An 11324-nucleotide genomic window follows, 5' to 3' on the forward strand; every position below is an offset into this window, starting at 1 on the left:
CGGCGCGCGGCGGGGCTAGTGCTGCTCATCGGGGACGCGATCGCCGTCCTTGTTGTCGCTCGGGAAGCTGTCACCGCCGAACTGCTGGTTGCCCTCGTAGCCGGAGCCCCCGGTGCCGCTGGTGTCCTGGGACTTGCTCTTGTCCTTGGACTTGCTCTTGGACTTGCTCTTGTCCGGGGTCTTCGTGGTGGTGCCCGTCGCGGTGCCGGTGTCCGAGGTGCCACCCGCTCCCATGGAGCCCGTGTCCGTCCCGCTGCTGGTGGTGTCCGTGCCCGTCCCCAGGCCCGAGGTACCCGGACCCGCGCCCGCGCCCTTGGCGCCCGTGCCCGTGTCCGTGCTGTTCGTCCCCGAGGTGCCCGTGCCGGTGCCCGAGCCCTTCGTGCCGGTGTTCGGCGTGGTGCCCTGGGTCTGGGGAGTGCCCGAGGTGCCGGAGCCGCCGATGTCGCCGCCCTGGTTCACGTCACCCGAGCCGCCCGTGCCGCCGAGGTTCCCCTGGTCCAGGTCCCCGGTGCCGCCCGTGCCCTGGTTCTCGGGGTTCATCATGCCCGAGCCGCCCGTGCCGCCCGTGCCGTCGCGGTTGCCCGGGTCGAGCTCACCGGGGCCTCCGGGTCCTTCCGGGTTCATGACGCCGGAGCCACCGGTATCCGGCGCGGTCTCGGGTCCCCGGTCGATGTCCGTGCCCTCCTGGGTGTCGTTGGGGCTGAGACCCTGGTCCACGTCACTGCCCGCGCCACCGGTGCCGCCCGGGGTGGTCGTGGTGCCGCCCTGGTTCGCGGGAGGCGTCTGCGGGTTCGTCTGGGTCTGCTCGGGGGTGTCCCCGCGCTCGGCGGCCTTGTCCGACTTACACGCGGTACCAGCGGCCAGGGCGCCCGCGATGAGGCCGGCCAGGATGAGCTTGTTGCGAATCATGGTTCGTTCCCCTTTGGAATGACTGCCACTTGCTGGCCGGGAACGTGGTCAGCGGCATGCGTCTCGGCAGGCAGCGCCCTCCTGGCCGCTCGCTCATCGGGGTGGCCTCGTGGAGCCGTTGCCGCGAGCCGAGTGTCGCTTCTCCGTCACCCGGCCGCCCGCGCGTCTGACGCGCCGTGTCTTCGGCAAGAGAAATCCGGATTCGCGGGAGTCCCCCTATACTGCCCGGATCAAGGGGGTTCACCACCGCATGAGCAGCAAGCAGCGCATCCTCGGGATGATTCTCGCGGGCGGCCAGGGCACGCGCCTGGCACCTCTGACGTCCAGGCGCTCCAAGCCGGCCGTCCCCTTCGGGTCCAAGTTCCGCATCATCGACTTCGCCCTCAGCAACTTCCTCAACTCGGGCGTCTACTCCGTCTACGTGCTGACGCAGTTCAAGGCCCAGTCGCTCACCGAGCACATCCAGCGCGGCTGGCGCTTCGGCTCGGGGCTGCTCGCCGACTACTTCATCACCCTGGCGCCCGCGCAGATGTACCTCTACGAGGAGCTGGGCAACGTCTGGTACCGGGGCACCGCCGACGCCATCTACCAGAACCTCCACCTGGTGGAGAACTACCGCGCCGACGACGTGGCCATCTTCTCGGGCGACCACATCTACAAGATGAACGTGGCGCACATGCTCGAGCAGCACGAGGCCCAGCGCGCGGACATCACCATCGCGGCCTACCCCACGCCGCTGGCGGAGGCCTCGCGCTTCGGCGTGATGCAGGTGGACGAGCGCGGCCGCATCACCGAGTTCCAGGAGAAGCCCAAGGACCCCAAGGCGATGCCGGGCAAGCCGGGCATGGCGCTGTGCAGCATGGGCAACTACATCTTCAAGCGCCGGGTGCTCTCGGAGCTGCTGGAGGTGGACGCGCGCACCGAGGGCTCGCAGCACGACTTCGGCAAGGACGTGCTGCCGCGCGCGCTGCGCGATGGCTATCACATCCAGGCGTATGACTTTCACTCCAACCCGATTCCCGGGCAGACGCGGGCCAACACGTACTGGCGGGACGTGGGGACGATTGACGCGTACCACGAGGCCAGCATGGACCTGGTGTCGGTGAACCCCGAGTTCGACGTCTTCAACCCGGAGTGGCCGCTGCGCACGGCGGTGGAGTACAGCCCGCCGGCCAAGTTCGTCCACGAGTCGGGCGAGCGCATGGGCAAAGCGCTCAACTCGATGGTGGCCGGTGGCTGCATCATCTCGGGAGGGACGGTGCGCGAGAGCATCCTCTTCCGGCGCGTGCGGGTGAATTCCTACTCGCTGGTGGAGCGCTCGGTCATCTTCGACGAGGTGGACATCGGCCGGCACGCGAAAATCAAGAACACCATCATCGACAAGGACGTGCGCGTGCCGCCCAACGCGAAGATTGGCTACGACCTGGTGGCCGACAAGGCCCGGGGCTTCACCGTCACCGACAACGGCATCGTCGTGGTGCCCAAGGGCTACAAGTTCGAGTAGGGCCCCCGCCCGCTCGATGTCCTGGCCCGCTCCCACCCCGCTCCCGGGGCTCCCCGCAACCGGCGGGCCCCGGGTTGGGGTATCCTCCCGGATCCCCCCAGCAAGGACCCGGTGAGCCATGCCCAGAGTCGCGGTGGTGAAGCTGATCGCGGATGAAGTCAGGCGCACGAAGTTCTCCGAGCAGCCGGCTCGCAATCAGAAAATCCAGGAGCTGCTGTCCCAGCTGCTGCTCGGGGTGCCGCTGCGCTACAGCTGCCCCCTCCCCCTGTGGCTGCCCGAGGACGAGGAGGAGTGGTCGGTCTCCGAGAAGCGGATCGTCGCGGAGCTGACGCAGGGCTACCTCGCGGACTGCAAGCAGCGGGTGCAGCGCGCCGATGTCCTCACCGCCCCTGCGCAGGCGCTGTTCGAGGACCTCTTCATCCTCAATGACCGGTTCCCCAAGCTCATCCTGTACCCGAGCTATGCCTCGGGAGACATGTACGGCATCGGCGCGTCGATGGTGCTGGAGCCCTCCATCCGGTTGATGAGCCTCGCGGACACGGAGAAGACGGGCCGCATCGACCGGGCCAAGGCCCTGAAAGTCTTCCTCTCCGAGCTCGTGGACCCGAAGCGCCTCACGGAGAAGAAGGCCGAGCCCATGGCCTATGCCTTCATCCCCCCGTTCGACACCCAGCACCCCAAGCAGAAGAAATACCTGGAGTGGCTCAACGACGAGCTCTGGAGCTACTTCGCCGAGCGGGGGCAGGTCTACCTCGCGGTCGATCTCTTCTTCGGGACCAACTACATCGCCCGCCGCTTCTCGGACGACCGCCTCCAGGCGCGCTCCACGGTCCGCAGCGGGTGGGCCGTCGAGGCCAATCACCTCAACCACCAGGTGAAGACGAAGATCGAAGGCTTCCTGATGGGGCGCGGCTTCGTCGACCAGACCACCGGCAAGCTGCCGGGCAAGAAGAACGTGGTGGTGCTCTGGGTGCGCTTCACGGGAAAGACGGGAGGCGCGCATGTCGAGTACGACACGAGCTTCGAGGGACTCCGCCAGTTGCTGAAGGTGGCGGCCGATCAAGGCAACCACTGGGCCATCCTGGTGGGCGACAAGCCCAAGGTGAGCAGGGCCTTCTCCCAGGAGAAGACGGCCCGCCGGGAGTCGAAAATCATCGACATCGCCGCCAGCGCGCCGCTGCCCACGCTGGATCTCACGGAGTTCTGGACGGAGGACGAGTGGGGGGAGTGCTTTGACGGGAAGGCCAGGCGCACCGACCAGTTCAAGCTGTTCGAGGTCTTGAACAAGAGCAACCGGGTCAAACACCTGGGCGCACGCAGCGGCAACCTGGAGTCACTGGCCCTGCTCGGCTACGAGGTCCGCTACTTCGAGGACACGTACCAGGAAGGGGACGAGGCGCTCGACAAGAAGCGCATGGAGTCCTGGCACGACCCCGTGGGCTATCGCCGGATCCAGCTCAGCACGGTGCCCACCCGCTCGGGCAAGTACCTGCTGCAGAATGAAGATCCCTACCCGGCCTGGACCTATGATCGGCGCAAGGCGGCGCCCCAGGTCAGCAAGAAGAACCAGAAGTATGTGAAGCCCTCCCTGGCGCCGCAGCACTTCGTCATCCTGCCGCCCACCCTCCTGCCGCCCACCCTCCTGCCGCCCACCCTCCTGCCGCCCGATGATCTGCCCCCGCTGATCGACGAGGACGAGGCCCCGGTGCTCCTGTTCGACATCAACCCGAGGCCCCAGCCGACCCCGCCCCCCCCGATGACCTTCATCACCAAGGTCTATGACAAGGGCTTCCAGCCGGGCGATCTGCTCAAGCTCGCCACCTACCTGAAGCCCAGCATGTTCGGCTAGAGACGGGCTGAGCGCGCGGGCGCTACCGGCGATGCTTCTCCTGCACGCCGGCCCCCGCGTAGTGATTCAGGCTGCTGTCCGAGGGACGGAAGCCCTCGGCATCTCCCCCGTCGAGCGGCGCCTCGGAGGGCCGAACCAGCACCTTGCCGTCCGGCGCGCTGCGGACGCGGCCCCGTGGCGCCTTGATTTCGGGGACCGCGTACCCCTCGGCCGCGAGCACCTCGGCGAAGCGGGCGGCGAAGCTCGCATCGCCCCCGGTGCCCGAGTCGTCGGCGATGAGGTGGAGCTGCTTGAGCCGCACGCCGCGAGCCAGCCCCAACGCCCCGAGGCGCTGGACGAGCTGCTCCGGAGAGCAACCCGCCACGGTGGCGCCGTCTCCCGGCGCCACGACGTGCAGCTTGTCGCCGTCGCGCAGGGCCGCGAGCGGCGTGCCCTCCTCACGGGCGACGAGCGGCCCGCGCACCTCGGCCACCCCGCCCTTGCCGGGCTTGCCGAGGAGTTGTTCGACCTTCAGGGAGGAATCGAGCGCGGAGGAATCGAGGACGAGCAGCATGGGGGAACGTCATAGGGCAGCGCCAGAGCGGGGGCAATCGTGCCCGCGCGCATGAGCCAGAGGGGTTGAGCCTCGTCCGCCTCACCGGCCCCACAGCACGTCGAGGATGACGGTGTAGTGCACGGCCGCCGCGGCGATGACCATGAGGTGGAAGATCTCGTGGTAGCCAAAGACGGTGGGGTGGGGATCCGGCCATCTGCGCGCGTAGACCCCGGCGCCCAGGGCATAGAGGACGCCCCCGAAGACGAGCCACCCGACCCGCGCCGGGCCAATGACGCCTGGCAGCCGCAGCATCACCGGGAGCGACACCGTCCCCAGCACGACGTAGAGCACGGAGCGGAGCCCTCGCGGCCCGGAGTGGCCCAGCAGCGCGAGCCCGGCGCCCGTGAGCGCCGCGGCCCACATCACCCACAGCAGCCGCGGGCCCCAGCTTCCCACCGCGTCCAGTGCGGCCATGGGCGTGAAGGTCCCCGCGATGAGGCCATAGATGGCCGCATGGTCGAAGCGCTGGAGGCGCTGGGAGGTAGCGGGGCTCCAGTTGGGACAGTGGTACGTCGCGCTGATGCCAAACATCAGCACCAGGCTGACGCCGAACACCAGGCCGGTCAGGTACCGCACGCCCTCGGCCGGCGCCTGGGCCAGGACGAGGCACCCGGCGAGCGCCGCCACGAACGCGAACGCGTGTGACACGCCGCGCAACCGGGGCTTCACTTCCTCTTCCAGCCGGAGGGTCTCGACGCGCGCTTGGGACGCCATGACCTACTGGTAAGTCCGGCAGGTCACCGTCGCGTCAGCGAGGGGCAGGCTCCTGTCCAGGCGCGGACTTCCCGCTCCGGGCCTGCCGCCCCGTTCACACTCGCGGCGTCCGCTGGCTCAAGCTGCCGTCAGCGAGAGCTGCCACGACACCCCGTACCGGTCGGCGAGCCAGACGAACTTCCGGGCGAAGGGGTACTCCCCCAACGGCATCATCACCTGTCCCCCTTCGGACAGCCTGGCGTTCAGCGCGTCGATCTCGGCCTCCGAGGCACAGTGGACGAAAATCGACATGGCGGGCGTGAAGGTGAACGCGTGCTTCATGCTGCTGTCGATGCACATGAAGTTCTGGCCGTTGAGGGTGAACGCCGCCTGCATCACCGAGCCCTCCGTGCCGCCTTCGCCCGGACCGTAGCGCTGGATGCGGGTGACGCTCGCGTCCTTGAACAGGGACACGTAGAAGTTCATCGCCTCTTCGGCCTTCTTGCCTTCGAACATCAGGAACGTCGAGATTTTCGAGCTCATGTCACGCAACCTCAGGTGTCGAAACGGAAGGGGGTTTCACTGACGGAGGCACGCGCCGCGAACCGCTGACAGAAGTCCTTCAGCTTCGCATACGGCTCCATCGGCAGGACGCTCCGGAACTCCAGGTGCTTCACGAGACAGTAGAGAGAGACCTCCAGGAAGCTCAGGTCCCGCTGCGGCGGGAGCGCGGCGAGCACGGCGCCCACGTTCTCCTCCAGCCACGCCATCATGTTGAGCAGCGACTGGCGCATCTTCCCCTGGTGGGCACTGTCCTCGCCGCCGCCCAGCTTGCCCATGACCAGCGACACCTCCGTCGCCATGGCCTGGAGGACGAACTCCTGCGCATTGGCGAGCACCGGCGTGTCGAGCTCCTCCGGCCACACCACGAGGGGCCTGGGATTCGACTGCCGCCAGAGCTCACGGCAGACATTGAGCGCACCGAACCAGACACCTCGGGACGTCCGCAGGACGGGGATGCGGAGCGCGGGGTTGCCGCCGTAGTCCGCTGGCTCCGAGGACATGAGATCGCGCACCACCTGGAAGGAGTAGTCGATGCGCAGCTCCGCGGCGAAGATGCGCGTGATGCGCGTGAAGTGTGAGCTCGAGCGGCCGGTGAGGACGGGCCTGGTGAGCTCTTCGGACGCGGCTGGCATGGGTGTTCCTCCCAGCCGGGAGGTACGCGAGGCCGCCGACGGTGTCAAACCCGACGTACGATACGGGGATGGGGAGACGGAACATGCGGATGCTCAGGGGTGTGAGGGCTCTCACGGTGGTGGCGCTCGTCGTCGGTCAGCACGCCCAGGAGGCGCGGGCGGCCAACGCGTGCAACGTGGAGGTGAAGGCGGGTCCCCTCTGGAACAGCGCGGACGCCAACACCCGGTGCCCCACGACGTGTGGTGGCCAGAGCTTCGCCGCCTGGGATGGCGCGTGGTGGACCAGCCTCCCGGGGCAGAAATCCGTCTGTCAGTGCAGGGACAAGGTGACGGTGCTGGAGGCGGGCCCCATCTGGGGCGACACGGACGCCAAGACCAAATGCCCCGCGACGTGCCAGCAGGAGGGCTTCGCCGCCTGGACGGGAGGGTGGTGGACCACCGTCTGGGGAGAGATGTCCGTCTGCCAGTGCAAGAACAAGGTGACGGTGGTGGAGGCGGGCCCCGTCTGGAGCGACAAGGACGCCGCCATCAAGTGCCCCACGACGTGCTCGGCCAACAATGGCTTCTGGACGGGAGCGTGGTGGACCACCGTCCCCGACAAGATGTCCGTCTGCCAGTGCGGCAGCCTCTGCACGTAGCCACCCGGAGAGCGGAGCGCGTCATGCGCCCATGCTGGCCCCCTCGCCCTGGAGAGGAAACAGGGCCAGAACGAAGGCCGGAGGGAAGTGACCAGGGGAGGACTCAGGCCATCCCCTCGCCCGCTGGGAGAGGGGCGAGCCAGACTCCTCCGTTGTCGTTTCCCCGCCCGTGTCCAACGTCAGAGGGCAACGCGGACCCCCTCTGCCTGGACACGCCCTGTATGCCGCTTTCCCTCAAACCCCTGTCCGAACAAGTCATCGTCATCACCGGAGCCTCCAGCGGCATCGGCCTCGTGACGGCGAGGATGGCCGCACGGCGTGGCGCGAAAGTCGTGGCCGTGGCGCGCAACGAGGACGCGCTCCGGCAGCTCGTCGCGGAGCTCCGCCGCGCGGGAGGCCAGGCCATCGCCGTGCGCGCGGACGTGGGCCGCGAGCGGGACATGCAGCGCGTGGCCGGGGCCGCCATCGAGGCCTTCGGTGGCTTCGACACCTGGGTCAACAACGCGGGCGTCTCCATCTTCGGCAGGTGCGAGGACGTCACCATCCCCGACATGCGCCGCATGTTCGACACCAACTTCTGGGGCACCGTGTACGGCTCGCGGCTGGCCGTCGCGCACTTCAAACAGCGCGGGCGGCCGGGCGCCCTCATCAACGTGGGGAGCATCTTCGGGGACCGGGCCAACCCGGTTCAGTCGACCTACTCGGCCTCCAAGCACGCGCAGCACGGGTGGACGGAGTCGCTCCGCATGGAGTTGGAGAAGGAGAAGGCCGCCGTGTCGGTGACGCTCATCCATCCGGGGCGCATCGACACGCCGTACAACGAGCACGCCCGGAGCTACATCCCCCAGCAGCCCGCGCACCGGGGGATGATCTACCCGCCCGAGGCCGTGGCCGAGGCCATCCTGTTCGCCGCCGAGCATCCCAAGCGGGACATGTTCGTGGGCTCGCAGGCGAAGTTCGGGGCGGTGATGGGAGCACTCGCGCCCCGGCTGATGGACAAGCTCATGGAGCTGATGATGTTCCACTCGCAGCGCTCGAAGAGCCGCCCGTCCCGCTCCCGCGAGGACAACGCGCTCTACCGGGCCGGCTACGGGCTGCACGAGCGAGGCACCCACGAAGGCTGGATTCGCTCCCGCAGCTACTACGTCAAGGCGAGCAAGTACCCCACCCTGACGATCGCGGCCCTCCTCGGGCTGGGCGGGGCCCTGCGGGCACTGGGAGCGAAGGCACCCACGAAGGCCACCACGCGGAGGCACGAGCCCCAGGCGCGCTCCGCCCCGGTGTCCACGCGTCCCCCCCGGGTCCCGTCCTCCCAGGCCATGGAAGGAAGCACTCACGCCCCGGTCTGAACAAAGGCCTGGCACGCGGGTAGGAGCCTCGCACGTGGCCACGCGCGCGAACGCCCGCGCGCTCCACGAGTTCCGTGCGCGGGTCGCGCGCTTCCTCGGTGCGCACGCGCCCGCGTCCACGGCCTCGTGAAGTTCGCGCGGCCTTCCGTGCAATAAAATACATCTCATTGGCCCGTCAATCATTGTCAGACGGCTCCCGTATACCCGGATGCGCGGCCAGGACGACCCCTGGCCGCGAGGCGACCTTCATCCGGCACGGGGAGCACACCATGGCGAAAGCGCATACGCTGACGGACAACTTCAGTGACACCACCACGGATACCAGCAAGTGGTCCGCTTTCGGGACGTACCAGGAGGTCAACCAGCGCCTGGAGCTCCGCCTCGAGGAGGGCAGCAAGACCGCCTCGGGTTACAACTCCGCCGTCGCCTACGACCTGACGGGCTCCAGCTTCAAGCTCGAGGTCATCCAGACGCTGCGGGCCTACCTCGGGGCGCGCACCTACCTCCGGGCCTTCATCACCGAGGACTTCACCGAGGTGGGCATCGTCGTCGAGAACGGAACCCTGTCCTGCGGTCAGACCGTCGGGGGGACTCGCACCGTGCTCGCGAGCGTGCCCTACGATCCCGTGCTCCACCGCTGGTGGCGGCTGAGTGAGTCCTCGGGGACGACGTACTGGGAGACCTCGGAGGATGGCAGGAATTGGCGGACCCTGGTAGGCAAGGTGAACCCAATCTCTCTCACCCAGGTGAAGCTGGGCTTCGGTGCCGCGCGGGATATGCAGTTCCCCCAGTTGGGAATGGCCATCTTCGATTCGGTGAATGGTGCGGGCGGGGGCCTCCCGCGGCGCGTGGAGGAGCGGCGCCTGTCGGCCTGGCGCGTGCGCGAGCAGGCCTCGCAGCTCGCGGCCTCGCGTCCGCACTCGGCGCACTTCAACAACAACGACGAGGTCAACTACCCGGGCTACTCCTTCGTCGGCAACTTCTCCAAGGGCCTGAAGCACGACACGGTGGGTGACCCGGAACCCGTCTCCTACGGCTCGCTGCTGCGCGCCCTGGAGAGCCGCGACCCCGGTGACTTCGAGGAGATCCTCCTGGGCGGCGCCAAGAAGCTGACCAATCCGCAGGCGGGGCTCGCCTTCGACCTGGAGGGCCCGGACGCTCAGGCCGTCACCCTGCCCCCCGCGCCCCGCTTCGACAGCCAGCAGGCCGCCCATGAGATGGGGGAGCTGTACTGGATGGCCCTGGCCCGGGACGTCCCCTTCATCGACTACGCCACCGAGGCCACCACCACCGGCACCCTCCTCCAGCGCGCCATCGCCTCGCTCAACGGCGAGTTCCGCGACTTCGGCGGCTTCGACACCGTCACCGCGCAGAACGTCTTCCGCGGCATCTACCCCGGCGAGCAGGTGGGCCCGTACGTCTCGCAATTCCTCCTCAAGGGCAACGTCGACCCGCGCAAGCCGGCCGGCCAGGGGCGCGACGCCGCCGATGGCTTCATCACCTACGGCTCGCAGGTGATTGACCAGCGGCAGTGGACGGTGAAGGGCTTCCCGGAGCTGGGGGCCACCGCCGACTACCTGACGAACTTCACCGACTGGCTGGCGGTGCAGAACGGCCGGGATGACCGGGGCGTGGACCAGTTCGACATGACGCGCCGCCGCTTCATCCGCAACCTGCGCGACGGAGCCAACTACGTCCACTTCGACCAGGTGGTGAACGCCTTCTACAACGCGGCCTTCTACCTGATGGCCGAGCCCACCGGAGACCAGAGCCTGGGCAACCCGGCCAGCACCGGCCGGCCGCAGGTGGACATGGAGTTCCCCTACAACCCGGGCAACCCGTATGACCCCTCGGGCACGGTGAGCGACTCGCGCACCCAGGTGGGCTTCGCCACCTTCGGCCCCGTGCACCTGCTGCAGACGCTCCTCGAGGTGGCCGGACGCGCCGGGCGCGCCGTGTGGTGGCAGAAGTGGGGCGTGCACCGCCGCCTGCGCCCCGAGGAGTTCGGCGGGCGCCTGGACAACCATCTCAAGGACCGGCGCGGCTACCCGTTCAACGCCAGCATCCGCAACTCGCTCGCCGCCGGAGGGCTCTCCGCGTACTTCCCCCTGCGCTACAACACCCCGGGCTCGTACCTGCTGCCCCAGGCCTACCCCGAGGGCGCGCCCACCCACCCGGCCTACGGCGCGGGCCATGCCACCATCGCCGGCGCGTGCGCCACCCTGCTCAAGGCCTTCTTCGACGAGAAGGCCCCCATCGAGAATCCCCTCCTCTCCAACGCGGATGGCACCGCGCTCGTGGCCTATACGGGCGCGGACGCCTCGCAGCTCACGGTGGGCGGCGAGCTCAACAAGCTGGCCGGCAACCTCGCCCTCTTCCGCAACGCCGCCGGCGTGCACTGGCGCAGCGACTACAGCGAGTCGCTCCCCCTCGGCGAGAAGGTCGCCCTCGGCCTGCTCCAGGAGCTGAGCCTCACCTTCAACGAGGACAATGCCTTCTTCCAGCTCACGAAGTTCGACGGCACCACCGTCCGCATCTTCGACGGCTGCGTGACGCCCGTCCCCGCCCCATGAGGTGACACCCTGGACGTA

10 protein-coding genes are annotated in these 11324 nt (G+C 68.5%); 5 read left to right on the forward strand and 5 right to left on the reverse strand.

What is annotated here, in order from left to right; genetic code table 11:
• Positions 1 to 15: 15 nt before the first annotated feature.
• The gene (locus ACJ8AN_RS41010) at positions 16 to 909 is read right to left on the reverse strand and encodes a hypothetical protein (protein WP_407761082.1); all 894 of its coding nucleotides are present in this window, start codon (positions 907 to 909) and stop codon (positions 16 to 18) included.
• 250 nt (positions 910 to 1159) lie between these two features.
• On the opposite strand from ACJ8AN_RS41010, the gene glgC reads away from it, so the two are divergent.
• Both glgC and ACJ8AN_RS41020 read left to right on the forward strand, forming a co-directional pair.
• Positions 1160 to 2413 carry a glucose-1-phosphate adenylyltransferase gene (gene glgC, locus ACJ8AN_RS41015; RefSeq protein WP_407761083.1) on the forward strand — a complete coding sequence of 418 codons (1254 nt, stop codon included), beginning with the start codon at positions 1160 to 1162 and terminating at the stop codon, positions 2411 to 2413.
• A 118-nt stretch (positions 2414 to 2531) separates the two neighbouring features.
• Complete coding sequence (locus tag ACJ8AN_RS41020) at positions 2532 to 4262, forward strand: hypothetical protein (protein ID WP_407761084.1); 1731 nt, start codon at positions 2532 to 2534, stop codon at positions 4260 to 4262.
• A gap of 22 nt (positions 4263 to 4284) precedes the next feature.
• Here the strand turns inward: ACJ8AN_RS41020 and ACJ8AN_RS41025 are convergent, their stop codons facing one another.
• From ACJ8AN_RS41025 to ACJ8AN_RS41040, 4 genes are all read right to left on the reverse strand, one after another.
• Positions 4285 to 4815: a hypothetical protein gene (locus ACJ8AN_RS41025; protein WP_407761085.1), complete on the reverse strand. Its 531-nt coding sequence runs from the start codon at positions 4813 to 4815 to the stop codon at positions 4285 to 4287.
• Positions 4816 to 4896: 81 nt separating this feature from the next.
• Positions 4897 to 5571 (reverse strand): hemolysin III family protein, encoded by a 675-nt coding sequence (locus ACJ8AN_RS41030; RefSeq protein WP_407761086.1) that lies wholly within the window; start codon positions 5569 to 5571, stop codon positions 4897 to 4899.
• Positions 5572 to 5688: 117 nt separating this feature from the next.
• Positions 5689 to 6093 (reverse strand): VOC family protein, encoded by a 405-nt coding sequence (locus ACJ8AN_RS41035; protein WP_407761087.1) that lies wholly within the window; start codon positions 6091 to 6093, stop codon positions 5689 to 5691.
• A gap of 11 nt (positions 6094 to 6104) precedes the next feature.
• Complete coding sequence (locus tag ACJ8AN_RS41040) at positions 6105 to 6746, reverse strand: glutathione S-transferase domain-containing protein (protein WP_407761088.1); 642 nt, start codon at positions 6744 to 6746, stop codon at positions 6105 to 6107.
• Between the two features lie 83 nt (positions 6747 to 6829).
• Here ACJ8AN_RS41040 and ACJ8AN_RS41045 point away from each other — a divergent pair, with 83 nt between their 5' ends.
• The 3 genes from ACJ8AN_RS41045 (at position 6830) to ACJ8AN_RS41055 (ending at position 11306) form a co-directional block, all read left to right on the forward strand.
• Positions 6830 to 7384: a mannan-binding protein gene (locus ACJ8AN_RS41045; protein ID WP_407761089.1), complete on the forward strand. Its 555-nt coding sequence runs from the start codon at positions 6830 to 6832 to the stop codon at positions 7382 to 7384.
• Positions 7385 to 7605: 221 nt separating this feature from the next.
• A complete protein-coding gene (locus ACJ8AN_RS41050) occupies positions 7606 to 8733 on the forward strand; it encodes an SDR family oxidoreductase (protein WP_407761090.1) in 1128 nt (375 codons plus the stop codon).
• A gap of 269 nt (positions 8734 to 9002) precedes the next feature.
• Complete coding sequence (locus ACJ8AN_RS41055; RefSeq protein ID WP_407761091.1) at positions 9003 to 11306, forward strand: vanadium-dependent haloperoxidase; 2304 nt, start codon at positions 9003 to 9005, stop codon at positions 11304 to 11306.
• Positions 11307 to 11324: the final 18 nt, after the last annotated feature.

This window comes from Archangium sp. (assembly GCF_045802675.1).
In the GTDB taxonomy this organism is placed as follows: Bacteria; Myxococcota; Myxococcia; order Myxococcales; family Myxococcaceae; genus Archangium.